We start from the raw sequence: 25,169 nt of genomic DNA, 5'->3' as shown, positions 1-25,169 counted from the left end.
AAGGGCAACCCGGGCGCCCGAGTGCCGCACCGCTACCCTGGCGCGCACCGCCCCCTGCCCCGGGCGGCCCGATGAACGGCGCGAGGAGACCCCGGTGACCACGACACGTGGACTGCGGCCCTGGTATCGGCCGATGGTGGCCCGCCGGCGGGACGAGGAACACCGGGCCGCGACGACGCTGGAGCTCTTCTTCGACCTCTGTTTCGTGGTGGCGGTCGCCCAGGCGGCGGCCAACCTGCACCACGAGGTCACCGAGGGCCACGTCGCCCACGCGGTCGGCAGCTACCTGATGGTGTTCTTCGCCATCTGGTGGGCGTGGATGAACTTCACCTGGTTCGCCTCCGCGTACGACACCGACGACGACGTCTACCGGATCACCACCCTGGTGCAGATCAGCGGCGCGCTGATCCTGGCCGCCGGCGTGCCTCGGGCGTTCACCGACGGCGACTTCAGCACGATCACGTACGGGTACGTGGTGATGCGCCTGGCCGCCGTCGTGCACTGGAGCCGGGCGGCGATCGGCGACCCGGCTCACCGGGCGGCGGCCCGCCGGTACGCCATCGGGGTCAGTCTGGTGCAGGCGGGCTGGTTGCTGCGGCTGCTGCTCCCCGACGACCTGCGGGTGGCCTCCTTCGTGGTGCTGGTCCTGGCGGACCTGCTGGTGCCGGCGGTGGCCGAACGGCCCGGAATGACTCCCTGGCATCCCCGCCACATCGGCGAGCGGTACGGGCTGTTCACCCTGATCGTGCTCGGCGAGGTGGTGCTGGCGACCTCGGTGGCCGTGCAGACCGGGGTGGACGCCGGCGACACGGAACTCTGGCGCCTGGCGGCGGCCGGCGCCGTGATCGTCTTCGCGCTCTGGTGGCTCTACTTCGACCGGCCGGTCGACGTGCCGGACCGGTTGCCCCGCTCCCTCGTCTGGGGCTACAGCCATTACCTGATCTTCGCGAGCGTCGCCGCGGTTGGCGCAGGGCTGGCCGTGGCGGTGGACCAGGAACGCCACCTCGGGCACATCGGCGGCACCGTGGCGGCGTACGCCGTCGCCGTACCGGTGGCCGTCTACCTGCTCACCGTCTGGGTGCTGCACATCCGGCGGCAGCAGCCCGCCCCGGTGGTGGTGGCGTTCCCGGTGACTGCGGCGCTGGTGCTGCTCGCCCCGCTGGCCCGCGGATCGGTCTACCTCGTCGCGGCGCTGCTGTTCGCCCTGGTGGTGGTCACCGTGCTGGGCCGGCAACGGGAGATCCGGTCGGCGTCATGACCGGGCGGCGTCCACCCGGACCTCGGCCGGTGGGCCCTCCTTCCAGAAGTCGAGCAACATGCGGTGGAACTCTTCGCCGCGCTCGATCTGCGGCATGTGCCCGCAGTCGGTGAACAGGTGGGTGCGGGCCCGGGGCAGCCGCGCCCGCGCCGCCTCCAGGTGCGCCGCGGGCAGGATCAGGTCCCGGTCGCCCCACACGATCAGCGTCGGCAGGTCGAGCTTCTCCACCCGGGCGAGCAGCTCCTCCCGCCACTGTGGGCTGATCCCCCGGAGGGTGCCGAGGTTGTGGGCGGTCTCCAGCATCACCCGCGCGGCGTGTGGCTGGCGGGCGATCTCGAGGGCGTACGCGATCCGCTCGGCGGTGGCGAACGCCGGGTCGTGGAAGAGGGCGCGCTCGGCGCGGCCGGCGGACCACCGGCTGGGTCGCAGCAGCAGCCGGCCGAACGGGCGCAGCGCGAGCAGCCGCAGCAGGATCGTCACCTCCTTGCCGAAGCCGGCGGGTGTGATGAGCCCGAGGCTGGCCACCCGGGCCGGTTCGGTGACGGCGAACTGCATGGCGACCGCCCCGCCGAGGGAGTTGCCGACCAGGTGCGCCGGCTGGTCCACGCCGACGGCGTCCAGGTAGCGGCCGACGAAGCCGCCCAGCTCGGGCAGGGTGTAGGGCGCGGCCATCGGCAGCGAACCGCCGTACCCGGGCAGGTCGACGCTGTGCACCCGGAACCGCTGCGCGAGCCGCTCGTGCAGGTCGTCGAAGTCGCGCATCGTCCGCCCGATGCCGTGCAGCAGGAGCACCGGCGGACCGTCACCGTCGACGCGGTGACAGACCCGCCGCCCGGCGACGGTGACGTGGCGGGGCCGCCGCGGGGCGGTCATGCCGCTCCCCCCGCCGGGTCGGTCGCCGACTCGCGGGCCGGCGACGGGGCAGAGGCGGTGGTGAGGCGGCGGGCCGGGTCGCCGGCGGCACGGTTGAGCCCCATCCGCAGGAGCTTCCCGTGTGCGGCCGGGGCGATCCGGGCCAGCAGGTCGGGCAGCTTGGCCGACCAGCCGATGAGGACCCGGCCGCGACGCCGCTCGACACCGCGCAGGATCACCTCGGCGGCCTTGGCGGGCGGGATGCTGAGCAGCTTGTCGAACTGCCGCCGGCCTTCCTCGTACTCGTCGCGGGAGACGCCGCTGCCGACGCGGGCGTTCTCGGTGATCCGGGTGGCGATCCCGCCCGGGTGCACGGACGTCACGCCGATGCCGTCGTCGACGAGTTCGTGACGCAGCACCTCGGTGAAGCCGCGCACGGCGAACTTGCTGGCCGAGTACGCGGCCTGCCCGGGCGGCCCGATCAGCCCGAAGAGGCTGGAGACGTTGACGAGGTGGGCGCCGGGCTCGGCCTTCAGGGTGGGCAGCAGCGCGTGGGTGAGCTGCACGACGGCCCGGAAGTTGATGTCGACGACCCACTCGAACTCGTCCAGGGTCACCTGGTCGAAGCGGCCGCCCAGGGCGACGCCGGCGTTGTTGACCAGCAGCCGGATCCGCCGGTGCCGGGTCCGGATCTCCTCGGCCACCCGGGCGGTCGCGGCGGCGTCGGCGAGGTCCACGACGTACGTGTCGACCCGCCGGTCGGGGTGGGCCGCGCGGATCGCGGTCACCACGGTGTCGAGACGCTGCGCGTCCCGGTCGAGCAGGACCAGGTCGCTGCCGCGGCGGGCCAGCCCGTGGGCCAGCGCCGCGCCGATCCCGCTGGCGGCGCCGGTCACCACGGCTGTCGCGGCGGTGAAGTCGAACCTACGCACGGACGGTGCTCCTCTCCGGCGTGCCGGCCCGGGAGAACCGGACGCCCTCGTCGGTGAGCCGGCCGTACCGCATCAGCAGCACGTCCCGGGGGTAGTTCTGGTGCAGCCGCCACGGCGCCCGCGCCCCCTGCTTGGGCAGCACGTCGACGCTGCGCAGCACGTACCCGGCGGTGAGGTCGATGATCGGGTGCAGATCGCCGTCGGGCGGGGGCAGCGGCGTGACGATCTGCTGGCCGGTACGGTCCAGGTGCGCGAGCAGCCGGCACACGTACGTGGCGACCAGGTCGGCCTTCAGCGTCCAGGAGGCGTTGGTGTAGCCGATGGTCAGCGCGAAGTTGGGGACGCCGGAGAGCATCATGCCCTTGTAGGCCACGGTGTGGGCCAGGTCGACGTCCTCGCCGTCCACGGTGAGCACGGTGTCTCCGAAGGCGAGCAGGTTGAGCCCGGTGGCGGTGACGATCACGTCGGCCGCCAGTTCCGCGCCGGAGGTGAGCCGGACGCCGGTCTCGGTGAAGGTCTCGACGGTGTCGGTGACGATCGCGGCACGGCCCCGCCGGATCGCGGCGAACAGGTCGCCGTCGGGCACCACGCACAGGCGCTGGTCCCAAGGGTCGTAGCGGGGCGAGAAGTGCCGGTCGACGTCGTACCCGACCGGCAGCCGGCCCCGCGCGGCCCGGCGCAGCAGGCGCTTGACCAGGGTGGGGGCGCGGCGGCTGAGTTGGAAGTTCACGGTGGCGAGCAGGACGTTCTTCCACCGGACCACCGGGTAGACGGCCCGCTCCGGCAGCACGCGGCGCAGCGCGTCGGCCACCACGTCGCGCGAGGGCAGCGCCATGATGTACGTGGGTGAGCGCTGGAGCATGGTCACGTGGGCGGCCTGCTCGGCCAGCGCGGGCACCAGCGTCACCGCGGTGGCGCCGCTGCCGATCACGACGATCCGCTTGCCGGCGTGGTCGAGGTCGTCGGGCCAGTGCTGCGGGTGCACGATCCGCCCGGTGAACCGCTCCACCCCGGGGAACTCGGGGGTGTAGCCCTCGTCGTAGCGGTAGTAGCCGGAGCAGGTGTGGAGGAACGAGCAGGTCAGCCGGACGTCCTCACCGGTGTCGGTCCGGTGCGCGTGGACGGTCCAGCGGGCGGTGGTGCTGTCCCACTCGGCGCGGACCACCCGGTGGTGGAACCGGACGTGCTCGGTGACGCCGTACTCGCGGGCGGTCTCCCGGACGTACTCCCGGATGGCCGGCCCGTCGGCGATCGCCTTCGGGTTGGTCCACGGCTTGAACGAGTAGCCGAGGGTGAACATGTCCGAGTCCGACCGGATGCCCGGGTAGCGGAACAGGTCCCAGGTGCCGCCGATCGCGCCCCGGGCCTCCAGCACCGCGTACGTCTTGTCCGGACAGTTGCGGCGCAGGTGGCAGGCGGCGCCGACGCCGGAGAGGCCGGCACCGACGATGAGCACGTCGACGTGGTCGGTGGTGGCCATGTCGTCTCCCGTGACGAGGTGGTGGTGCCGGACACTATCCACCGCCGTCGACACGCGTCAACACCCTGTCGAGAACAATCGACACCCTGTCGAGCGGGTGTAACATCCACGGTCATGACGCCCATCGCGACCTCGTCCCCACGGGGTCGCCGCACGGCCCGGTCCTCGGGGGACGATCGGGAGTCGGCCATCCTCGCCACCGCCGAGCGGCTCCTCGACGAGCGTCCGTTCGCCGACATCTCGATCGACGACCTGGCCCGGGGCGCCGGGATTTCCCGGCCCACGTTCTACTTCTACTTCCCGTCGAAGGACGCGGTCCTGCTGACCCTGCTCGACCGGGTCATCGAGGAGGCCAACGCCGCCGCCGGGGACGTGCTGGACCGGCTCGCCGAGGACCCGCGCGCCCGCTGGCGGGAGTTGATCGACCGGTTCCACGAGACGTTCGGCGGCCACCGTACGGTGGTGCTCGCCTGCGCCCAGGTACGCGGCACCAACGCGGAGGTGCGCCAACTCTGGGCCACCGTGATGGAGCACTGGGTGCGCGCCATCGAGACCGCGATCGTGGCCGAACGCCGACGGGGCGCGGCCCCGGACGGACTGCCCGCCCGGGACCTCGCCATCGCGCTGAACTCGATGAACGAACGCGTCTGGTACGCGACCTTCGCCGCCGACGGCCCGGCCGTCGCCGAGCCCGACGTGGTCGATGTGCTCCTCGACGTGTGGCTCGCCGCCATCTACCGCACCGCCACACTCCCGCCGGCCCGACCCGGAGTCAGTCCGGCGCCCGGGTGAAGTCCATCGTCCAGTTGGTCTCCCAGGTGCCTCCGGCGTCGGTGGAGAAGGCCTGCTCCCAGCGGCAGGAGGTCGGGGTGATCCGGGACCAGATGAACCGGCAGCGGATCGACCGGCCCTCGTCGACGTCGTCGGCGTAGAAGGCGGCCGGTGGTACGTGGTGGCCGGCCGACCGGGGCGGGACGGCGCGGCGACCTACCGGGTGAGTCAGATCCTGGCGCTGGCCCCGCTGGACGAGGAGTTCGACCGGCCCGCCGGGTTCGACCTGCCGGCCTGGTGGCGGGCGCACGTGACGCAGTTCCGCGGCCGGTTGCACCGCGACACCGCCACGATCCGGCTCTCGCCGCGGGGCCGGGAACGGCTCCGGGAGACCGCCAGCGACGTGGTGGTCGCCGCCGCCGAGGAATCCGCCGGCCCGCCGGACGACACGGGGTGGGTGACCGCGGTCGTGCCGATCGAGTCGCTCACCCACGCGCACGGCGATCTGCTGCGGCTCGGCGCCGACGTGGAGGTGCTGTCCCCGCCCGAGCTGCGGGCCAGCCTGGCGGCCACCGCAGCCGACCTGGCCGCGCTCTACGCCCCACGGCTCGGCGCGGCCGTCACCACCGGGTCGGCCGGCTGACGCCGGTCAGCCGAGGGGCACCTGGACGGCGACGTCGCGCTTCGGGTAGTGCTGTTCCACCTGGTCGGGGCCGTACTTCTCGCGGAACATCGCCACGATGTGCGCGACCCGGTCGGGCTCGGTGATCGGGGTGGCGGGGCCGTTCACCGCGGTGCCGTTCGCGGCCACCTCGATCATCGGGGTCTTCCGGACGTTCTTGTACCAGTCGCTGTCCGACCCGGTGATCGGCACGAGGAACATGCTCTCCTCCTCCTGCACGAACCACACCGGATGGGAGATCTGCCGGCCGGTCTTCCGGCCGGTCACGGTGATCTCGACCTCCTGCTCGCCTGCGAAAGCGTCCCTGGCCGCCTCCATGCTCACGCTGGCCTCCCGTCCACGACCCTGCTCCTGCTGCCAGGCTATGGACCGGACGGCCGGCCCGGCGTCGGTTCCGCCAGACCGATCATCGGCGGGACCGGTACGCCTCACCGAGGGCGGCGACGCCCTCCTCGATGGCGGTCGCCGGGTTGGCCGCGTACCCGAGGACCAGGCCGGGTGGGCCGGGCCGCTGCCGGTGCCACGACAGTGGTTGGACCTTGACGCCGCGCTCCAGCGCGGCGGTGGCCAGCTCGGTGTCCGGCAGGTGCCCGTCGAGCGTGACCATCAGGTGCAGGCCGGCCGCCGCCCCGTGCACCGTCGCGCCGGGCAGGTGGCGGCCGATCGCGGCGATCATGGCGTCCCGCCGCCGGACGTGCCGACGACGCAGCAGGCGCAGCTGCCGCTCCAGCGCTCCGGAGGTCATCAGCTCGGCGAGCACGAGCTGCGGCAGCACGGCGTTGCCGAGGTCGGCGTTGCGCTTGGCGTCGACGACCGCGGCCCGGTGCCGGGCGGGCACGAGCAGCCAGCCGATCCGCAGCGCCGGGGCGAGCAGCTTGGACACGCTGCCGGCGTAGCAGACGCTCTCGGGCAGCGTCGCGCGCAGCGCCGGCACCGGTGGCCGGTCGTACCGGTGCTCGGCGTCGTAGTCGTCCTCGATGACGAGACCGCCGGCGTGCGCCCAGGCGGCGAGCTGCCGGCGGCGGTCCCCGTCGAGCACGACGCCGGTCGGGAACTGGTGCGCCGGGGTCAGCATCACCGCCGGCACGCCGGAGGCGACCAGGGCGTCCACCCGCAGACCGGCCGCGTCGACCGGGACCGGCGGGGTGTCCACGCCCCAGTTGTTGAGGTGCTGGCGGACGCCGAGCGACCCCGGGTCCTCCACTGCGATCCGGGTGACGCCGGCACCGCGCAGGGCCTGGGCGAGCAGGCCGAGCGCCTGGGAGACGCCGGTGGTGACGATGACCTCGGTCGGGTCGGCGGTGACGCCCCGGTAGCGGGCCAGCCAGGTGGCGACGGCCCGCCGCAGCGCGGGCGCGCCACGCGGGTCGCCGTAGCCGAAGTCCGACGCGACGAGGTGCCGCAGCACGGTCCGCTCGGCGCGCAGCCAGTCCGCGCGGGGGAAGGCGGTCAGGTCGGGTACGCCGGGCGTCAGGTCGATGCGGGCGGGCGCCGCGCGTACCGCGTCGAAGATGTCGGTGCCGGGAGCCGGCGGGAACGGCCGCGCCGGCAAGGGCGCGGCGGCCGGGCCCGAGGCCGGCGGCGCGGCCGGCGCCGCGACCACCACGGTGCCCGCGCGCCCCCGGCCGGCCACGTGCCCCTCCTCCACCATCCGCTGGTACGCCTCGACGACGACGCCCCGGGAGACGCCGAGGTCGGCGGCGAGCACCCGGGTGGCGGGAAGGCGACTGCCGACCGGGATCCGCCCGTCGGCGATGGCGGCACGCAGCCGCCCGGCGAGCCAGTCCGTGCGGCCGCCGGGCGGGGCGTCGGCGACGTCGAGGTGCAGGAAGTCCGACCCGGTCGGCCCGTCCACGACCGCCGGCGGTGGGACCGGAGTCGGCCGTATGGTCCTTCCCGACATGGTGGATTTGGCTCTGCTCACCGGACCATCGTGCCGGACAGGGTGTACCCATGACCATCGCCTTCCTGGTGACCACGCTCGTCGTGGTCGCCACCCCCGGCGCCGGGGTGCTGTTCACCCTCTCCGCCGCGCTGTCCGGTGGCCGCCGCGCCGCCCTGGTCGCCGCGTTCGCCTGCACGGTCGGCATCGTCCCGCACCTCGCGGCGGCGGTGACCGGGCTGGCCGCGCTCCTGCACTCCAGCGCGCTCGCCTTCGGGGCGCTGAAGTACCTCGGGGTGGCGTACCTGCTCTGGCTGGCCTACGCCACGTTGCGCGACCGGGGCGCGATCACCCTGACCGGAGGGTCCGCGCCGCCCCGGTCGGCGGCCCGGACCGTCGGGTCGGCGGTGGTGATGAACCTGCTCAACCCGAAGCTGACGATCTTCTTCGTGGCGTTCCTGCCGCAGTTCGTCGACCCGGGCCGGCCGGGCGCGGTCCCCGCGATGCTTGGCCTGAGCGCGGTGTTCATGCTGGTGAGCCTGGTCGTGTTCGCGGCGTACGGGCTCTGCGCCGCCGCCGTCCGCCGGCACGTGCTGGACCGGCCCCGCGTCGCCGACTGGCTGCGCCGGGGCGTCGCCGGCTCCTTCCTCGCGCTCGGCCTGCTGCTGGCCCGCGCCGACGCCTGACGAGAGGACCACTTGTGTATCTCCAGCACTCGCCACGGATCCGCGCGGAGCACCCCGACCTCGTCGTCGGCGTCCTGTACGCCGAGGGCGTGGCCGGCGAGCCGCGCGTCGGGCTACCCGTCGCCGACCTGCACGCGGTGGCCCGGCAGCGGCTGGCCACCGGATCCGAGGGCGGCTTTCCGGAGATCCAGGCGTGGCGGCGGGCGTTCGCCCGGATGGGCCTGGCGCCGACCCGCTACCGGTGCGCCTCGGAGTCGCTGCTGCGGCGGCTGCGTACCGAGGGCACGCTGCCCGTGCTGCACCCCCTCGTGGACCTGGGCAACGCCGTCTCCGCCGCGTACGCGATCCCCGTCGGGATCCTCGACGTCGACCACGTCGGCGGCGGCATCGAGGTGCGGCACGCGCGGGGCGACGAGCGCTACCTGACGTTCTCCGGGGTCGAGGAGCACCCCGACCCGGACGAGGTGATCTTCGCGGACGAGGTGGGGCGGGCGCACGCGCGGCGCTGGACCAACCGGCAGAGCGGCTGGTCGGCGGTGCGCGACGGCACGAGCCGCATCCTCGTCGTGGTCGAGGCGATGCACGCCGGTGCCGACCGGGACGTGCCCCGGCTGCTGGACACCCTGGCCGGCGAGCTGGCGCGCGGCTGGGGCGTGGCGGCGCGGAGCACGCTGCTCAGCGCGGCCGCACCCCGGTTCGCGGGCTGACCGGGCTCAGGCCGGCGCGGACGCCGCGACGGGCGGAGCCTCGCCGCCGGAACTCCCGCCGGCTGCGGGGTCGGCGCCCGCCCCTGCGGCGGCCGCTCCGTGGGTGGCCGCGTCGGCCGCGCGACGATCAACCGCACCGGGCATGGAACCATCCGCGGCCGCCTCGCGGAGCAGGTCGAGGTGACCGAGGTGGCGGGCGGTCTCCGCGACGAGATGGTGCAGGATCCACCGCAGCGTGTGCCGGCCGTTCGCCGCCACGTCGTCCAGGCCGTGCGCGGCGACCACCTCGTCGCAGCGCCGCGACTCGGCCACGTACGCCTCCACCAGCTCGGGCAGCGGCATCCGGTCCGGGGTGGGCGGCCCGCCCACGTGGTCGGTGTCCAGGCCGAACGCGGGCAGGTCCTTCTCGCCGGCGAACCACCGTCGCAGCCAGCACCGCTCGACGTCGCGCAGGTGGCCCACCAGCCGGGGGACGGTCAGGCCGCTGGCCGTGGCCACCCGGCGCGCCTCCTCCGGCAGGTCGGCGACGCCGCACACCACCTGGTCCCGCTGGCGCTGCAGGAAGGCCAGCAGCATCTCCCGCTCGTCGGCCACGTACATCGTCAGCGACATGTCACTCCTCCTCGGGTGGGATCGTTTCGCCGGGTCTCAGGTACCGGTAGCCGGGGACGGTCTCGCCGAACCAGCCGTTGACGCTGGCCAGCCCCCGGTCGTTGAGCTGGGCGTCGTGGATCGCGACCGTGCGGGACGCACGCCCCGCGACCGCGAAGTCGATCGCCTCGGTGAGCTTGAGCCAGGACGCCTGCGCGGGAACCAACAGGGTGCGCACCGGCCGGCCGGGCGGATGCAGCGAGTCCCCGGGGTGGTAGACGGCGTCCTCCACCAGGTAGCCCAGGTTGGCGCAGTCCGGCTGGCCATCGTGGATCGTCGCGTGCCGGCCACCGGTGGCGGTGACCGCGAATCCCGCCGCGGTGAAGCGCTCCCCGGCACCGACCCGGGTCACCGCCAGCGGCGCGGACGCGGGCAGCCGGGCGCCCTCCGGCGCGAAGACCGGCACGCCCAGGCCGGCCAGCCGCAACACGTCGATGTGGTCGGTGTGCTCGTGGGTGACCAGCACCGCGTCGGCGTCGGCCAGCGCCGCCGGCTCACTCCAGGTGCCCGGGTCGATCACGAGCACCCGCCCGTCGTGCTCGAGGCGTACGCAGGAGTGGGTGAACTTGGTGATCCGCATCGGCCGACCGTACGCCGCCCGGCCGCGACGCGGTGGCCCACGCCGGGCGCCTCAGCCATGCCCGCCGTGGGCGCTGTGCGCGGGCGGGCGGCCCGGTCGCTGGCCCGGCTCGACGACCACGAACTGGCCCATCATCCCGGCGTCCTCGTGGTACAGCAGGTGACAGTGGTACATGTACGGCACGTCCGGGTCACTGTGGTCGGTGAAGCGCATCGCGACCCGGACCGGTCGTTGGGGCGCCAGGTAGACGGTGTCCTTCCAGCCGGCGAGCTCCGGCGGCGGGGCCGCCCCGGCGACGGAGAGCACCTGGAACTGCACGTCGTGGACGTGGAAGTTGTGCGGGGTGCCGTCGATGTTCACCACCTCCCACACCTCGGTGGTGTCCCGGGTGGCGGCGAAGTCGATGCGGTCCAGGTCCATCGGCTGGCCGTTGATGGCGCGGCCGGCGAACTCCAGCCGGCGGGTCACGCTCGCCGCGTCGGCGTCGATCCGCTCCAGCGGGACCAGCGTGCCGGGCACGGCCGGTGACCGGGTGAGCCGGTCGGCAGCCCGCAGTTGCAGCACGTCGAAGCGGTCCCGGCCGCCGGCGAACCGGTCGGCGAGGAAGCCGGCGCCCAGGTCCGGGGCGGTGCTGCGCAGGGTGACGCGCTCCCCCGGCCGGACGGTCACCACGATCTCGGCGCGCTCGCCGGGCGACAGCTGCACGCGGGTGAGCCTGGCCGGGCGCGGCAGCAGCCCGCCGTCGCTGCCGATGAGGTCGAACGGCCGGTCGTCGGCGAAGCCGAAGTTGTACAGCCGGGCGGTCGAGCCGTTGAGCAGCCGTAGCCGTACCCGCTCGGTGGTGACGTCGAGGTACGGCCCGACCGTGCCGTTGACCAGCAGCGTGTCGCCGAGCACCCCGATCGCGTTGATCATGTTGCGGGTCTTGCGGAACTGCCCGTCGCCGGAGAAGCTCCGGTCCTGCACGACCACCGGGATGTCGTCGACGCCGTAGCGGCGTGGCAGCGGCAGGGCGGCCTCCCGCTCGTCGTCGACGAGGAACAGACCGGCGAGGCCCCGGTAGACGTGGTCCTCGGTCTCCCCGTGCGGGTGCGGGTGGTACCAGAGCGTCGCCGCCGGCTGGTCGACCGTCCACGTGGGCGACCAGGTGGCGCCGGGCCGGATCATCTGGTGCGGGCCGCCGTCCATCCGGGCCGGCAGGTGCATGCCGTGCCAGTGCACGCTGGTGCGCCCGGTCAGCCGGTTCACCACGTTGACCACCACCTGCTCGCCGCGCCAGGCGCGCAACGTGGGCCCGAGGAAGTCGCCGTCGAAGCCGGCGGTGCGGGTCAGCCGGCCGTCGCCGTGGAAGTCCCGTCGCCCGTCGCGGGCGAGCAGGTCGAAGACCCGCCGCCCGCGCTCGTCGACCCGCGACTCGGCGAGCGGCGGGACGGCCAGCGGGCGGGCGAAGTCGACCTGGTCGACGGTGTCCGTGCCGGCCCGGCTGTACGCCCAGCCGCCGGCCGCCACCCCGCCGCAGCAGAGGACGAGGCTGACGGCGAGCAGGCCGAGCAGAAGCCGGACCAGGGGTCGTCGTCGGGCCGCCACGGTCGCACCTCCAGTAGGGTCGGTACCTGTAGTCTCCCTTCCTATCGGCCTCGGGGCCACCCCATCGGCCCGAATTCCGGGGTTTCCTCCGGGATGCCCCGGAGGGCAACGCGCCCCGCCGGGTGCTGCCGTGCCGGATGATCGGGGTGTGGATCCCCGACCGGAGCGCGGCCACCGGTGCGTCCCGCACACCGCGGACGTGCGGATCGAGGCGTGGGCGCCGACGCGGGAGGCCTGCGTGGCCGAGGCGGTTACCGCCCTGGTGGACACGTTCACCGATCCGGGTGGGGCCCGCCCGGAGGCCGAGCGGGAGTTCCACGCCCCGCCCGCGGACGACGAGGACCTGCTGGTGGACGTGCTCGACGAAGTGATCTTCCGGATGGACACCACCGGGGAGCTGCCGCTGCGCACCGAGGTCACCGACGACGGCGCCGGCGGGCTGCGGGTGCGCTGGCACACGGTCGGCACCGACGCGGTGGAGCTGATCGGCGCGGTGCCCAAGGCGGTCGCCCTGCACGAGCTGCGGTTCGGCCCCGACGGGCCGGGCTGGTCCTGCGCGGTGACCCTCGACGTGTGAGACGGGTCAGCCCTTGACCACCCCGATCGGGACCAGGCGGGCCACCTTCCGGCACAGCCCCGCCCCCTCGGCCGCCGCGACCACGGCCGAGACGTCCTTGTACGCCGTTGGCATCTCCTCGGCCAGCCCGCGCCGGGAGGCGCCCCGTACCGCGATGTTCTGCTTCTCGAGCTCTCGGCGCGGGTCGTGGCCGCGCTCGGCCTTCACCGCCTGCTTGCGGCTCTGCACCCGACCCGCGCCGTGGCAGGTGGACGCGAACGCGGGCGAGCCGGCCACCCCGGTGAGCACGTACGAGCCGGTGCCCATCGAGCCGGGGATCATCACCGGCTGCCCGGCGTCGCTCAGGTCCGGGGGGAGGTCCGGGTGACCCGGCGGCAGCGCCCGGGTGGCGCCCTTGCGGTGCACGCAGAGGCTCCGCTCGGCGCCGTCCACGCGGTGGGTCTCGATCTTCGCGAGGTTGTGGGAAATGTCGTACACGAGGTCGAGCCGGCTGCCGGTGACCCGCTGGAAGACCTTGCGGGCGGCGTCGGCGAGCAGCTGACGGTTCGCCCGGGCGTAGTTGGCGGCGGCGGCCATCGCGCCGAGGTAGGCGCGACCCTCGTGCGACGAGACCGGGGCGCAGGCCAGCTGCCGGTCCGGCACGTGGATGTCGTACTGTCGCATCGCCTTCTCCATCCGGCGCACGTAGTCCGTGCAGATCTGGTGGCCCAGGCCCCGGGACCCGCTGTGGATCATCACGCAGACCTGGCCGGGCCGCAGCCCGAAGGCGGTGGCGACGGCGTCGTCGTAGACGTCCTCGACGGCCTGCACCTCCAGGAAGTGGTTGCCGGAGCCGAGGCTGCCCACCTGCTTCGCGCCCCGCTCGATCGCCCGCTCGCTCACCTCGGCCGGGTTGGCGTCACCGACCGCGCCGTAGTCCTCGCAGCGCTCCAGGTCCCGCTCGACGCCGAAGCCGCGCTCGACGGCGTACCGGGAGCCGCCGCGGAGCACCCCGTCCAGCTCCGAGCCGCTCGTCAGGTGCCACACCGCGCCCTTGCCCATCCCGCGCGGAGTCGACTCCCCCAGGCCGTCCATCACGGCGTCGAGCTTCGGGCGCAGCCCGGCCAGGTCGAGGTCGGCGGCGAGCAGCCGCACCCCGCAGGAGATGTCGAATCCCACCCCGCCCGGAGAGACCACTCCGCCGTGCTCGACGTCGGTGGCGGCCACCCCGCCGATCGGGAACCCGTAGCCCCAGTGCACGTCCGGCATGGCGTACGAGGCGTCGACGATGCCCGGCAGGGTGGCGACGTTGGCGACCTGCTCCAGCGACTTGTCCGCTCCGGCGTCGGGCAGCAGCGACTCGGACGCGAACACCACCCCCGGCACCCGCATCGGGTCGTGCCGGTCGATCCGGAAACGGTACGGCGACTCCTCGACCAGCTCCATCCGCGCGACCTACCCGGTCCGGCCGGTGTTACACCCGGGCGCGGGTTTCCGGGTCAGGCGGGGTCGACGCGGGTGACCGCGACCGTCTGGGCGAGGTCCCGGTCACCGCACGCGGCCGGCCGGGTCGCCAGGTTGCCGCGCACGGTCACCCGCGCGCCGGGGCGCAGCCCCGCCGCCACGTCGCCGGTCAACGCCCACCGCCGCTCACCGACCAGCAGCATCGTGCAGTCCCCGGCGCGTTCCACCGTGCCGGTTAGCCTGCGCTCCCCGAACGGCAGCGGCCCGGGCACTTCCCCCGTGCCGGACGGGGAGCCCGGGCCCGCCGCCGGTGTGTCCGGCGAGGACGAACAGGCGGTCAGCCAGCACAGCAGGCCGACGGCGGTGAGCAGGACCGCTGCTCTGCGCATGGCACCAACCTCCGTCACGTCCGGCGCGGCCGCAACCCGGCCGGTTCCCGGTCACAGCCGGTAGAACGCCCGGTACCGCCGGAACAACCGCCACTGCACGACCACCGCCGCCACGGTCAGCAGGATCATCACCAGCGTCGCGGCGGCGGCGTAGCCGTAGCGCAGGTACTCGAACCCGGTGCGGTAGATGAACAGTGACAGGTACGTGGTCGCGTACGGGGGCGGGCCCCCGTCGGTGACCACGAACGCCGGCACGAACGAGAAGTGCAGGCTCGCGATGGCGTCGCGGACCGCCAACAGGGCGAGCACGGGCGCCATCAGCGGCAGCGTGACACGGCGGAACACGTCCCAGCCGGTGGCGTCCTCCAGCGCGGCCATCTCGTACACGTCGCAGGGCAGCGCCCGCCGGGCGGCCAGCAGCACCACGAACGTCTCCCCCATGGTGAAGACGCTCATGAGGATGATCGCCGCGCGGGCGTCGGTCGGGTCGGTGAGCCACTGTGGCGGGGTGCGGCCCAGGGCGGTCAGCCCGTTCTCGCCGCCGACCCGGAGCAGCTGGTTGATCGGGCCGTACAGGGGGTTGAGCAGCCAGAGCCAGAGCAGGCCGTAGGCGATCTCCGGTACGGCGGTCGGCAGCACGGCGGCCGCGCGGGCGGTGCCGACCCCGAAGGTCCGGCGGTGCAGCAGCAGCGCCAGGCCAAGCGCCAGCAGCACCCGCAGGGGTACGGCCACCAGCGCGAACACGAGCGAGTTGGTCAGCGACACCCGGAACACGGGGTCGTCGACCAGCGCGACGAGATTGTCCAGCCCGACCCAGGTCGGCGGGTTCAGCAGGTCGTACTCGGTGAACGCCAGCGCGAGGGTGACGGCGGCCGGCAGCAGCACCAGGCCGACGAGGCCGACCAGGTACGGCGCCAGCATCAGCGCCAACTGCCGCCGGGAGCGGGCGTCCGGTCGGCTCACCGTGCCGCCCTTGTTCCCGACTGCGGGGCTCGCAGACCCGGCTCACTCCTCGCGCTCACGGGGCGTACCGGAGACCGGAGTCGGCGTGGAAGACGTGCGTGTCGGCCCAGCGGACCCCGACGTGCACGGCCGCGCCCCGCTCGGGGCGGCGGGCGGACGGCACGCGGGCGACCACCGGCTGCCCCGTCGCGAGGGTCAGGTACGCGTACGCGTCCTCGCCGACCACCTCGACCCGGTCGACGGTGGCGGCCACGCCGTCCGTCGCGTCGAGGGCGACGGCCTCCGGCCGGAATCCGATCTGGAGGCCGTCCGCCGGCACGCCCGGCGGGGCGTCCCCGGCGGGGCGGACCGGGCCGTCGGCGGAGAGCAGGTTCATCGCCGGGGAGCCGACGAAGCGGGCCACGAACGTGCTCGCCGGGGTCCGCCAGACCTCGTCGGGGCTGCCGACCTGCTCGACCCTGCCGTCGCGCAGCACCGCGATCCGGTCGGCGAGCACCAGCGCCTCGGTCTGGTCGTGGGTGACGTGCACCATCGTGGCGCCGAGCCGGTCGTGCAGGGCCCGCAGCTCGGCGCGCATCTCCACCCGCAGGGCGAGGTCGAGGTTGGACAGCGGCTCGTCGAGCAGGAAGACGTCCGGCTCGCGCACCAGCGCCCGGGCCAGCGCGACCCGCTGCCGCTCCCCGCCCGAGAGCTGCCCGGGTCGCCGGTCGAGCAGGGCCGCGCAGCCCACCGTCTCGGCGGCCGCCCGGGCCCGCTCCCGGGCCACCGCGCGCGGGGTGTCACGGACCTCCAGGCCGAACGCGATGTTCTCGGCGACGGTGAGGTGCGGGAACAGCGCGTACGACTGGAAGACCATGGACACGTTGCGCCGGCCGGGACGGTCGGAGGTGACGTCCCGGCCGGCGATACGGACCCGGCCGGCGGTGACCGGCTCCAGTCCGGCCACGACGCGCAGCACCGTCGACTTGCCCGCTCCGGACGGGCCGAGGACCACCAGCAGCTCGCCCTTGGCGACGGTCAGGTCCACCTCGTGCAGGACGGTGGCGTTCCGGTAGGCGGCCGAGACGCCGTCCAGGGTCAGGCCGGGTTCGCTCACCCGTGCTCGCCGCGGGCGAACAGTGGGCGGGTCTGCTGGTCCAGGTCGCGGATGACGTCGTCGAGCCGGTCACCGCGATGCACCGCGTTCTCCAGGATTCCGTAGGTCACGTCCTCGATCTCCGGCCAGGTGGAGACGGTCGGCAGGGCCCGCACGGTGGGGATCGCGTCGAGGAACACCTTGGCGCTGCGCGGCGGCTGGGACGGGCCGAGGAACGCCGGGGACTGCGACACCGCGATGTGCGACGGCACGGTCCGGCCGGTGGCGGCGATGATCCGCTGCCCCTCCTCGGAGATGGCGAACTCCAGGAACCGCCACGCGGCGTCCTTGCGTTTCGCTCCCCGGGTCATGCAGTACGCGTCCGAGTGCAGCACCCCCACCTGCTTCTGGTAGACCGGCAGCGGTGCCACGTTCCACTCGAAGTCGGTGATCGACCGGAACGTGGTGGTGGAGCGGCGCGACGACAGCAGCATCGCGAGCCGGCCGTTGGCGAAGCGGGACTCGTCGTCCTCGGCCTCCACCTCCTCGTCGGTGGGCACCACCCCGTACGCCTGCCGCAGGTCCACGAGGTTCTTCAGCGCCTCCCGGGCGGCCGGGGTGTCCAGGGTGAGCCGGGTCGGCCGGTCCGGGTTGTCGACGATCTCGGCGCCGTTGGACCACACCAGCGGGGCGAGGCGGATGATCGACGGCTCGACGCCGACGCCGTGCACGACCGGGCGCACCGCGGCGCCTTCGCTCTCGGTGCCCTTGACCACCACGCCCCGGGAGTCCCGGGTCATCGCGATGGCGGTGCCGACCATGTCGTTCCAGGTCCAGCCGGCCTTCGGCTCCGGCACGCCGTACGTGGCGAAGAGGGTGCGGTTGTAGTAGACGGCGAGGCTGGACACGTTCTGCGGCAGGCAGAGCTGCTTGCCACCCCACTTGAACGCGTCCATCGCCACCGGGTAGTAGTCGGCCGGGTCGATCACGGCGGAGGCGGCGATGCGCCCGTCCAGCGCCTCGATCACGTTCTTCGCGGCGAACTGCCCGTAGAAGCGGTAGTTCATGAGGAACAGGTCCGGCGGGGCGCCCCCGGCGACCGAGGTGGCGAGCCGGGCCAGCAGATCCTTGCGGTCGCTCGCCTCGATCAGCTGCACGTCGGTGCCGGGGCGCGCCTTCTCGTACGCCTCGATGAGGGTGCGGTACGCGGCCAGCTCCTCGGGGGCGCCGAAGACCAGCAGCCGCACCGGGCCCTTCTCGTCCTTGGCGGAGCCGGAGCCGGTGCCGCAGCCGGTTGCGAGCAGCACGGCGGACAGCAGCAGGGCAAGCAGGGCTTTCGGTCTCATCGGCGGTCCCGTCCCGTCGGATCGTCGTGGTGGAGGAAGCGGCGCTGGGCGAGCGCGAAGACCAGCAGGGCCGGCGCGGTGGCGAGGACCGCCCCGGCGAGGAACACCGGGAAGTTCGTCGGGTCCAGCACCGACAGCGAACGCAGCGCCAGCGGCAGGGTGAACAGGTCGCGGTCGTACACGTAGATCAGCGGGTCGAGGAAGTTCGACCAGGTCAGCACGAAGGTGAGGGCGGTGAGTGCGGCGGTGACCGGGCGGACCAGCGGGAGGGCGACCCGCCACCAGATGCGCATGGGGGATAGGTCCTCCACCAGGCAGGCGTCGTAGAGGTCCCGCGGCAGCGCCCGGAAGGCCAGGAAGTAGACCAGGACGTACAGCGGCGAGGTGCCCAGCAACGCCGGAGCGATCAACGGCACCAGCGTATCGGTCAGGCCGAGCGCGCGGAAGATCGCGAACCGGGGTACCAGCAGCGCGGTGGCCGGCACCATCAGGGCGACCAGGGAGGCCGCGACGACGGTGGCGGTGGTGCGCGGGGCGAGGCGGGCCAGCGCGAAGCCGGCCAGCGAGGCGACCAGCACGCTCAGCGGCACGGCCACGACCGCGACGAGCACCGAGTTGAGCGAGGCCCGCAGCAGGCCGCCGATCTCCAGAGCCTGCTGGTAACCCGCGGTGGAGACCGGGTCCGGGACGAGCCGCGGCGTCGGCGACGGCGGCAGGCCGGGCTCGGTGAGCGAGCCGGCGACCAGCAGCAGCAGTGGCGGGACGAAGACGAGGATGACGAACGCCGCGCCGAGGGTGCGCCAGACGCGACCGGCCGCCCCGGGCAGCGGTGGGGGGCCGCTCGCGCGGCCCCCCACCCGGTTGGTGCCTTTGATGATCTGCCTACCCCAGCTTGAGCTGCCAGGCGCCGAGACCGTGCGAGGCGGCGTAGAGGATCCGCTTGCCCGGCACGATGGTGAGCCCGGCGACCTCGACGTTCGGCATGCCGCCGGCCGCCTTGGCCCAGCTCGTCGAGCCCTTGGCCAGGCGCAGGACGCCGAAGTCGGTGGACGCGTACAGGTCACCGGTGACGTCGTCCCGGACCAGGTCGGTGATCGGCTGGTCGCCGAAGTCGTACGACCGGTCGGTCCAGGTGGCTGTCGCGCCCGCCACCTTCACCTCGAACGCGTGACCCACCGTGGTCGGGGTGTTCGAGTTGAAGCCGCTGTAGGACACCCACGCCCGGGCCGGGTCGGCCGGGTCGATGTGGATGCTCGTGACGAAGCGGTTCGGCGTGCTGGCGTTGTCGATCCGGGTCCAGGTCACCGCGGAGGCCGGCTCGGCGTCGGCGTTGCGGGTGACGAACACCCGGCCGGTGCTGGTCGCGGCGTACGCGGTCGAGGAGTCAGAGTCGACTCGCTGGATCACCGAGACGGCGCCGCCCGCCCGGTCACCCCAGGCGGCGTCGGTGAGCCGGGTGGTGCCCAGCTGCTCCCAGTCGCCGCACTGGGCCTCGTACGTGCCGGTCCAGCTGTTGCAGATCCGGTCGGCCTCGGCCAGGCTCCGGTTGCCCAGACCGAAGGTCTTGGTGCGGTAGACCGTCCGGGCGGTGCCGGCGAACATCGTGCCGCTGACCTTCGGGTCGTTGATCACCGGGGCGTAGAACAGGCTCCCCGCATGGCCGTAGATCGGGTCCGCGGTCCAGATCCAGCTGCCGATGTCACCGTTGTTGAAGTTCACCTCGGGCGACACGTCGAAGAAGGTGTGGAAGCGGAACTCCGGCTTGCCGACGTCGAACCCGGAGGCGCCGCCGTCACCGATCATCGTGTTCAGCCAGCGCCGCCGCTCGCCCTTGTTCTCCCAGGTGCCGTTGTCCTGCGTGCCGCCCTGGAGCAGGTTCACGTCGTGCGGGCTGACCGACAGGCTGATGAACTGCAGGGTGTTCATGCCCTTGTTGACGCTCTCCAGCTTGGCGGGGATCTTCGAGAGCATCTGCTTGCAGCGGTCCTTCTGGGCCTGCGTGGTGAGGTTGCGGTCCGGGTTGTCGCACCACGCGGACCGGTCGACGAACTGGCCGGTGGAGCGCATGATGCCGCCGTCGTTGGCCTCGAAGAACTGGAGCGGGTTGCGCGGGTTGGTCACCAGCGCGTGCTGGTCCGGGTGCAGGCCGTTCGGGTGCAGCTCGTCGGTACCGTCGTACGTCATGTCGGTGCCGCTGACGCCGGCGTCGGTGGAGAGGATGACCGCTCGCTTGTGGGCGACCGTCTCGCCGTAGACGTAGGAGCCACCGACGTAGACGACGTCCGGGTGCCCGGCCGGGGTGTGCACGAACACGTCGTACCAGCACTGGCCGGTGCACTGGTTGTAGGTGGCGAAGCCCGGGTCGGCCGGGTTGGAGCTGGTCAGGTCGGTGAAGGTCGAGGCGCCGGCGGCCACGTCGTCACTGCGGAACAGCCGCGAGTACGGGTTGCCGATGTTGCCTTCGTAGACGTACATCCGGGTCTTGCCGTTGGGCAGGGCGGTGACGTCGATCGCGGCGCGGGTCTGGAAGACCGCCGGGTTCAGCGACGGCTTGATCTGGGTCCAGGTCGCGCCGGCGTCCGGGGAGCGCCAGACACCGCGGGCGTACGACGACGCGTACACGATGTTGGAGTTCTTCGGGTCGAGCTTGACGTAGCGGACGCCGCGCGGCGAGCAGGCGGCGGTGTTGCCGTACTCCGCGGCGCTGCCGGTGCAGTCGGCGGCGTTGGTCGAGCCGTTGTGGACGAACGTCCAGTTCTTGCCGCCGTCGGTGGTCTTGTAGAGACCCCACTTCGCGGCGTCCGGCACCGGCCGGGTGACGCCGGTGCAGCAGGAGCTGGACATGCCGCGCAGTGCGATGGTGGTGGCGACGTACATGGTCTTCGGGTCGCCCGGCTTGATGGTGATCTCGGCGATGCCCTTGCCGGACAGCACGTCCTTGCCGAGGGGGCCCGACCAGGTCAGACCGCCGTTGGTCGACTTGTAGAGGCCGACGCCGGCGACGCAGCCGGAGCCGCAGGTGTTCGCCTCGCCGGTGCCGACGTAGATGGTCAGGCCGGTCCGGTCGTTACGGTCGATCTTGACCGAGCCGGCGGCGTTGATCCCCAGCGGGCCGCCCAGGTAGAACCACTTGGGCTCGGCGGCGAGGATGTTCAGCGTGCCCCAGACGCCGCCGCCGGCCGGCGTGGCGTACGCCCGGCAGAGCCGCTCGTTGCAGTCCGGGCTGATGTCGAGCGAGGTGACCCGCCCGCCCGCGACGTACTCGTTGGGCACGTAGTTGAAGGCGTTCCGGAACTCGGTGAACGGGTAGAGCGCCTCGCTCGGGCCGACGCTCGTCCAGCGCTGGCCGCCCCGGAACCGCTTCTCCGCTGCCGCGTACGCGGCCTTGGAGCGGTCCACCTCGGCGATGCTGATGTCGTTGGCCGGGTACGCCCGCTCCAGGAACTCCTGCTGGGCGGCACCGCCCGGACCGTCCGGCGACATGCCGTCGTTGCCCGGCGCTGCCCGCCGCAGCCGCTCCAGATGGGCGCCGAGGGCGCTGGGCATCTCCCCGTCCCCGACCGCGGCGGCGGCCGGCGCCTCGGTGCCGGTGAAATGGATGCCCGCGGCACCCGTCGTCGCCACGAGTGCGGCGACCGCTAGTCCTGCGAGTAGATGGCGACGTCTGCGCTTCACGAGGGTCCCTCCGGGAGAAGAGGCGTCGCCGCAGCGCGGCGCCCCTGGATTGGCGACCGTCGCTGGCAGCGTCCATGCAGGAGGATGTCAGAGGGTGATCGCCGACACAATCCTCTGCGTCGGTTTCAGTTCACAGATGGTTGTAATCGCATGTGACGGGTAGTGCGCGGGCATGCCTGAGCGTTACCCGGACTTCCCACGCATCGCGATCATCACCGGCGCCGACTCCGGCATCGGGAAGGCCTGCGCCGTCGCGCTCGCCGACGCCGGCTTCGACATCGGAATCACCTGGTACGGCGACCCCGACGGCGCCCGCCGGACCGCCGACGAGGTCCGGAGCACCGGGCGGCGCTGCGAGGTCGCCGAGCTGGACCTGACCCGACTGCCGGATGCCGCGGCCGTGATCGACGAGCTGGCCGACCGGCTCGGCGGGCTCGGGGTGCTGGTGAACAACGCCGGCATCGGTACGTCCACGCCGTTCGTCGACACCGGCTGGGAGCAGTGGCGGGAAGTGCTCGCGGTCGACCTGGATGGGCCGTTCCTGTGCGGACAGCGGGCGGCGCGGCGGATGCGGGCCGCCGGTCGCGGCGGGCGGATCGTCAACATCACCAGCGTCCACGAGCACGCGCCCCGGGTCGGCTCGGCCGCGTACTGCGCGGCGAAGGGCGGGCTGGGCCTGCTGACCAAGGTGATGGCGCAGGAACTGGCGGCGGACGGCATCACCGTCAACACGGTGGCCCCGGGCGAGATCTCCACGCCGATGACCGGGCAGGAGGACGTGGACCCGTACACCCAGGATCGGCCCGGCGTACCCGTCGGGCGGCCCGGGGACGCGCGGGAGGTCGCGGCGGTGGTCGCGCTGCTCGCCTCCCCCGCCGCCGCGTACGTCACCGGGGCGTCCTGGCCGGTCGACGGCGGCATGCTGATGATGGGTCCGCAGGCCGCGGCGCTGCCCGACGACTCCTGGCGACGGGTCGAGCCAACGTAACAGTGTGTCACGAAAAGGATTCACAGTGTCCACCTAGGGTGGTCGACGGCCCGGTCGCACGACGGCCGGGCCGACGACCGGCCCCTACCCGGGGCCCCAACGGAAGGACACACGATGCCCCTCGCCCAGCGGGTCGCCGCGCTCTCCGCGGCGGCCGCCCTCGGCACGGCCGCGCTCACCGTCGCGGCCACCCCCGCCCACGCCGCCCCCACCGAGCAGGTCACCTCCGTGCTGCTGCTGAGCGTCGTCCCGCACACCGCCGGCGTCCCCCGGGCCGCCGCGCTGCGCTGCGAGCCGGCCGGCGGCACCCACCCGTACGCCGCCTCCGCCTGCCAGGACCTCGCCGCCGTCGACGGCGACCCGACCGCGCTGAGCGGCAACCCCGGCTTCTGCACCCTGGAGTACGCCCCGGTGACCGTCCGGGCGGTCGGGCTGTGGCAGGACCGTCCGGTGTCGTACACCGAGACCTTCTCCAACCGGTGCGAGCTGCTGCGCGAGACCGGTTCCCTCTTCGCTTTCTGACCCCTCTTCGCCTTCTGATCCCGCCGCGCGGCGCCCGCTCCCCCGGGCGCCGCGCGGCCCCTCCCGGGCCTGAGTCCCGCAGATCCTGGGAGGAAACGGCCCCTGGAGGCGCCGAAATCCGCCACGATCTCCTGCAATCCGTGCCGTGGGAGAATGGACCGTTCACTTCGGGCAGCTTCGGCGGGAGAAACGGTCAGCGTGGCGGAAAACGGCAGGGAGTCGCTGCGCGCCGACTGTTCCCGGTGCGTCGGGCTGTGCTGCGTGGTTCCCGCCTTCGCGGCCTCAGCGGACTTCGCGATCGACAAGCCGGCCGGCCAGCCCTGCCCTAACCTGCGCGCGGACTCACGCTGCGGCATCCACGCCAACCTGCGCGACCGGGGCTTCCCGGGCTGCACCGTCTTCGACTGCTTCGGGGCGGGCCAACGCGTGACCCAGGTGACGTTCGGGGGCCGGGACTGGCGGGACGACCCGGCGACGGCGCGGGCGATGTTCGACACCTTCGCCGTGGTACGACCGCTGCACGAGCTGCTCTGGTACCTGACCGAAGCCCTGGCGCTCGACCCGCCGCCGGAGCTGCGCGCCACGCTGGCCGAGGCGGCAGCCGAGACCGACCGGCTGGCCGGCGGTGACCCGGAATCGCTGCGGACGCTGGACGTGGACGCGCACCGGGGGCGGGTCAATCCGCTGCTGTCTCGTGCCGGGGACCACGCACGCGCCCGGGGCGGCCGGCCCGGCGTGGACCGGCGGGGTGCCGCGCTGCTCGGCGCCGACCTGCGGCGGGTCGACCTGCGCCGGGCGAACCTGCGCGGCGCCCTGCTGATCGGGGCCGACCTGCGCGGGGTCGACCTGGGCGGGGCCGACCTGACCGGTGCGGACCTGCGCGGGGCGGACGTGCGCGGCGCCGACCTGTCCGGGAGCCTGTTCGTGCACCAGTCCCAGCTCGACGCGGCGCGCGGTGACCGGCACACCGTACTGCCGCCGGGGCGTACCCGCCCCGCGCACTGGACGGCGCTGCCCCTCACGCCGGTCCGCCGCCGCCCGCCCGCTCCCGTGGCCGGACGCCGCCGCCGCTGATCGTGCACCGGCAGCAGCCGGGATACCGCCGCGGCACCGTGCGGCAGCCTCGGCCGGGGTGCGGCGCCGACGACGTTTCGCCATGGTTCGTCCGGGTAGGCGGTGCGGAAGACGGGCACCATCGCCGACGGGGAGGCACGGGCGTGGGATACCGAGCACGACAGGGTGAGCATCCGGTCGACCCGGAGCACGCCGAGGACGAGGCCGGTCAGGCCCGGCTGGTCCAGGTTGACGCGGGCACCGACGTGCCGGCGCCGGACGGGACAGCGGCGAAACCGGACATCGTCACCGAGGACGACGGCTCCGGGGTGGCCGGCGGTTCGTCGGGCAGCAGCAGCGGCGGGTCGACCATGCCGGGTCACCCGGACGCGGCCCGCTGACGTTTCCGGAGCACCTGACCGGGCAGGAGTCCGCCATGAGCGACGAACACCGTTTCGACCTTGCCGACACCGACGAACCGGACGGCGCCACCGCGATGGAGGCGTCGCTGCGGCCACCGGGTGAGTCCCTGCACACCACCGAGGACGTCGGTGACGACTTCGAGGACCTACCCGCCGAGGACCGGCGGTCGGCCCGGGAGATCAGCCGCGCCGGGTACGACGTAGCGGACGTCTCCGGCACCACCGACCCGAACCGGGAATGAGCCGGGCCGCCGCGGCGCGGCCCGGCTCAGTGCCCGGCGAGGCGGAGGAGGCTCAACCCGCCGAGTCGTCCGTTCCCGTGGGCGTCGCTCCGGCCGTGGCCGCCGTGCCGGCGGCCGGTGCCGGCTCGCCGGTGGCGACGAGGGGGCCGGTTTCGGGGAAGTGGCAGGCGGTGGCCTGCCGGCCGCCGTCGCGGGGCACCAGCGGCGGTTCGTCAGTGGCGCACAGGTCCCGGGCTTTCCAGCAGCGGGTACGGAAGCGGCAGCCCGACGGCGGGTCCAGCGGCGTCGGGACGTCCCCGGTGAGCCGGATACGTCCGGCCGGGCCGAGACGGGTCACGTCCGGAATCGCCGACAGCAGCGCCCGCGTGTACGGATGCTGCGGACGTTCGTAGATGTCGGCGCGGTC

Annotated in this window: 28 protein-coding genes; 12 read left to right on the top strand and 16 right to left on the bottom strand. The window is 73.6% G+C overall.

Annotated features, from left to right (window positions below):
* The first annotated feature begins 94 nt into the window (after positions 1-94).
* Positions 95-1,258 (top strand): low temperature requirement protein A, encoded by a 1,164-nt coding sequence (locus tag ACTMS0_RS28405; protein ID WP_441158344.1) that lies wholly within the window; start codon positions 95-97, stop codon positions 1,256-1,258.
* On the opposite strand, the gene ACTMS0_RS28400 is transcribed toward ACTMS0_RS28405, so the two are convergent.
* The 3 genes from ACTMS0_RS28400 to ACTMS0_RS28390 are packed head-to-tail and all read right to left on the bottom strand — an operon-like array spanning position 1,253 to position 4,522.
* Positions 1,253-2,131, bottom strand: a complete 879-nt coding sequence (locus ACTMS0_RS28400; protein WP_441158343.1) for an alpha/beta fold hydrolase — start codon at positions 2,129-2,131, stop codon at positions 1,253-1,255. The genes ACTMS0_RS28405 and ACTMS0_RS28400 overlap by 6 nt on opposite strands.
* Positions 2,128-3,042, bottom strand: a complete 915-nt coding sequence (locus ACTMS0_RS28395; protein ID WP_441158342.1) for an SDR family NAD(P)-dependent oxidoreductase — start codon at positions 3,040-3,042, stop codon at positions 2,128-2,130. The genes ACTMS0_RS28400 and ACTMS0_RS28395 overlap by 4 nt, the downstream gene beginning before the upstream one ends.
* Positions 3,035-4,522, bottom strand: a complete 1,488-nt coding sequence (locus ACTMS0_RS28390; protein WP_441158341.1) for a flavin-containing monooxygenase — start codon at positions 4,520-4,522, stop codon at positions 3,035-3,037. The genes ACTMS0_RS28395 and ACTMS0_RS28390 overlap by 8 nt, the downstream gene beginning before the upstream one ends.
* Positions 4,523-4,636: 114 nt before the next feature.
* Between ACTMS0_RS28390 and ACTMS0_RS28385 the strand changes: the two genes are divergently transcribed.
* From ACTMS0_RS28385 to ACTMS0_RS28375, 3 genes are read left to right on the top strand one after another with little or no spacing between them, the layout of a single operon-like run.
* Positions 4,637-5,314 (top strand): TetR/AcrR family transcriptional regulator, encoded by a 678-nt coding sequence (locus tag ACTMS0_RS28385; protein ID WP_441158340.1) that lies wholly within the window; start codon positions 4,637-4,639, stop codon positions 5,312-5,314.
* Complete coding sequence (locus ACTMS0_RS28380) at positions 5,311-5,454, top strand: hypothetical protein (RefSeq protein WP_441158339.1); 144 nt, start codon at positions 5,311-5,313, stop codon at positions 5,452-5,454. Before ACTMS0_RS28385 ends, ACTMS0_RS28380 begins: the two co-directional genes overlap by 4 nt.
* Positions 5,455-5,474: 20 nt before the next feature.
* Complete coding sequence (locus tag ACTMS0_RS28375; RefSeq protein ID WP_441158338.1) at positions 5,475-5,936, top strand: WYL domain-containing protein; 462 nt, start codon at positions 5,475-5,477, stop codon at positions 5,934-5,936.
* Positions 5,937-5,942: 6 nt separating this feature from the next.
* Here the strand turns inward: ACTMS0_RS28375 and ACTMS0_RS28370 are convergent, their stop codons facing one another.
* The gene (locus tag ACTMS0_RS28370) at positions 5,943-6,293 is read right to left on the bottom strand and encodes a nitroreductase/quinone reductase family protein (RefSeq protein WP_441158357.1); all 351 of its coding nucleotides are present in this window, start codon (positions 6,291-6,293) and stop codon (positions 5,943-5,945) included.
* A gap of 88 nt (positions 6,294-6,381) precedes the next feature.
* Positions 6,382-7,830, bottom strand: a complete 1,449-nt coding sequence (gene pdxR, locus ACTMS0_RS28365) for a MocR-like pyridoxine biosynthesis transcription factor PdxR (RefSeq protein ID WP_441158337.1) — start codon at positions 7,828-7,830, stop codon at positions 6,382-6,384.
* Between the two features lie 98 nt (positions 7,831-7,928).
* On the opposite strand from pdxR, the gene ACTMS0_RS28360 reads away from it, so the two are divergent.
* Complete coding sequence (locus ACTMS0_RS28360) at positions 7,929-8,543, top strand: LysE family translocator (RefSeq protein ID WP_441158336.1); 615 nt, start codon at positions 7,929-7,931, stop codon at positions 8,541-8,543.
* 14 nt (positions 8,544-8,557) lie between these two features.
* Positions 8,558-9,250 (top strand): B3/B4 domain-containing protein, encoded by a 693-nt coding sequence (locus ACTMS0_RS28355; RefSeq protein ID WP_441158335.1) that lies wholly within the window; start codon positions 8,558-8,560, stop codon positions 9,248-9,250.
* A 6-nt stretch (positions 9,251-9,256) separates the two neighbouring features.
* Here ACTMS0_RS28355 and ACTMS0_RS28350 read toward each other — a convergent pair whose 3' ends face one another.
* From ACTMS0_RS28350 to ACTMS0_RS28340, 3 genes are read right to left on the bottom strand one after another with little or no spacing between them, the layout of a single operon-like run.
* On the bottom strand, positions 9,257-9,862 hold the full coding sequence (locus ACTMS0_RS28350; RefSeq protein ID WP_441158334.1) for a mycothiol transferase: 606 nt from the start codon (positions 9,860-9,862) through the stop codon (positions 9,257-9,259).
* 1 nt (position 9,863) lies between these two features.
* A complete protein-coding gene (locus tag ACTMS0_RS28345) occupies positions 9,864-10,481 on the bottom strand; it encodes an MBL fold metallo-hydrolase (protein ID WP_441158333.1) in 618 nt (205 codons plus the stop codon).
* Between the two features lie 51 nt (positions 10,482-10,532).
* Positions 10,533-12,068 (bottom strand): multicopper oxidase family protein, encoded by a 1,536-nt coding sequence (locus ACTMS0_RS28340; protein ID WP_441158332.1) that lies wholly within the window; start codon positions 12,066-12,068, stop codon positions 10,533-10,535.
* Positions 12,069-12,216: 148 nt separating this feature from the next.
* Here ACTMS0_RS28340 and ACTMS0_RS28335 point away from each other — a divergent pair, with 148 nt between their 5' ends.
* Positions 12,217-12,645, top strand: a complete 429-nt coding sequence (locus ACTMS0_RS28335) for an archease (RefSeq protein WP_441158331.1) — start codon at positions 12,217-12,219, stop codon at positions 12,643-12,645.
* A gap of 6 nt (positions 12,646-12,651) precedes the next feature.
* On the opposite strand, the gene ACTMS0_RS28330 is transcribed toward ACTMS0_RS28335, so the two are convergent.
* The 7 genes from ACTMS0_RS28330 to ACTMS0_RS28300 form a co-directional block, all read right to left on the bottom strand.
* Entirely contained in the window at positions 12,652-14,070 is a 1,419-nt protein-coding gene (locus ACTMS0_RS28330; protein ID WP_441158330.1) for an RtcB family protein, read from the bottom strand.
* Between the two features lie 53 nt (positions 14,071-14,123).
* Entirely contained in the window at positions 14,124-14,477 is a 354-nt protein-coding gene (locus ACTMS0_RS28325; protein ID WP_441158329.1) for a hypothetical protein, read from the bottom strand.
* 51 nt (positions 14,478-14,528) lie between these two features.
* Positions 14,529-15,398, bottom strand: a complete 870-nt coding sequence (locus tag ACTMS0_RS28320) for a carbohydrate ABC transporter permease (RefSeq protein WP_441158356.1) — start codon at positions 15,396-15,398, stop codon at positions 14,529-14,531.
* 97 nt (positions 15,399-15,495) lie between these two features.
* Entirely contained in the window at positions 15,496-16,536 is a 1,041-nt protein-coding gene (locus ACTMS0_RS28315; protein WP_441158328.1) for an ABC transporter ATP-binding protein, read from the bottom strand.
* Positions 16,533-17,861 carry an ABC transporter substrate-binding protein gene (locus tag ACTMS0_RS28310; protein ID WP_441158327.1) on the bottom strand — a complete coding sequence of 443 codons (1,329 nt, stop codon included), beginning with the start codon at positions 17,859-17,861 and terminating at the stop codon, positions 16,533-16,535. Before ACTMS0_RS28310 ends, ACTMS0_RS28315 begins: the two co-directional genes overlap by 4 nt.
* Entirely contained in the window at positions 17,858-18,718 is an 861-nt protein-coding gene (locus tag ACTMS0_RS28305) for a carbohydrate ABC transporter permease (RefSeq protein WP_441158326.1), read from the bottom strand. The genes ACTMS0_RS28310 and ACTMS0_RS28305 overlap by 4 nt, the downstream gene beginning before the upstream one ends.
* Positions 18,719-18,743: 25 nt before the next feature.
* Positions 18,744-21,536: an exo-alpha-sialidase gene (locus tag ACTMS0_RS28300; protein ID WP_441158325.1), complete on the bottom strand. Its 2,793-nt coding sequence runs from the start codon at positions 21,534-21,536 to the stop codon at positions 18,744-18,746.
* A 172-nt stretch (positions 21,537-21,708) separates the two neighbouring features.
* Between ACTMS0_RS28300 and ACTMS0_RS28295 the strand changes: the two genes are divergently transcribed.
* The 5 genes from ACTMS0_RS28295 (at position 21,709) to ACTMS0_RS28275 (ending at position 24,763) form a co-directional block, all read left to right on the top strand.
* Complete coding sequence (locus tag ACTMS0_RS28295) at positions 21,709-22,524, top strand: SDR family oxidoreductase (protein ID WP_441158324.1); 816 nt, start codon at positions 21,709-21,711, stop codon at positions 22,522-22,524.
* Between the two features lie 114 nt (positions 22,525-22,638).
* The gene (locus ACTMS0_RS28290) at positions 22,639-23,046 is read left to right on the top strand and encodes an SSI family serine proteinase inhibitor (protein ID WP_441158323.1); all 408 of its coding nucleotides are present in this window, start codon (positions 22,639-22,641) and stop codon (positions 23,044-23,046) included.
* A gap of 198 nt (positions 23,047-23,244) precedes the next feature.
* Positions 23,245-24,120 carry a pentapeptide repeat-containing protein gene (locus ACTMS0_RS28285; protein ID WP_441158322.1) on the top strand — a complete coding sequence of 292 codons (876 nt, stop codon included), beginning with the start codon at positions 23,245-23,247 and terminating at the stop codon, positions 24,118-24,120.
* A 143-nt stretch (positions 24,121-24,263) separates the two neighbouring features.
* Positions 24,264-24,500 carry a preprotein translocase YidC gene (locus ACTMS0_RS28280; RefSeq protein ID WP_441158321.1) on the top strand — a complete coding sequence of 79 codons (237 nt, stop codon included), beginning with the start codon at positions 24,264-24,266 and terminating at the stop codon, positions 24,498-24,500.
* 35 nt (positions 24,501-24,535) lie between these two features.
* A complete protein-coding gene (locus ACTMS0_RS28275) occupies positions 24,536-24,763 on the top strand; it encodes a hypothetical protein (protein WP_441158320.1) in 228 nt (75 codons plus the stop codon).
* 52 nt (positions 24,764-24,815) lie between these two features.
* Here ACTMS0_RS28275 and ACTMS0_RS28270 read toward each other — a convergent pair.
* Positions 24,816-25,169: oligopeptide/dipeptide ABC transporter ATP-binding protein (locus ACTMS0_RS28270; RefSeq protein ID WP_441158319.1), on the bottom strand; the 354-nt coding region annotated here is incomplete at its 5' end.

It is taken from the genome of Micromonospora sp. H33, assembly GCF_052068455.1.
Lineage (GTDB): Bacteria > Actinomycetota > Actinomycetes > Mycobacteriales > Micromonosporaceae > Micromonospora.
Note: the sequence above shows the minus strand (reverse complement) of the source record. Positions and strands in the feature narration are given on the sequence as shown.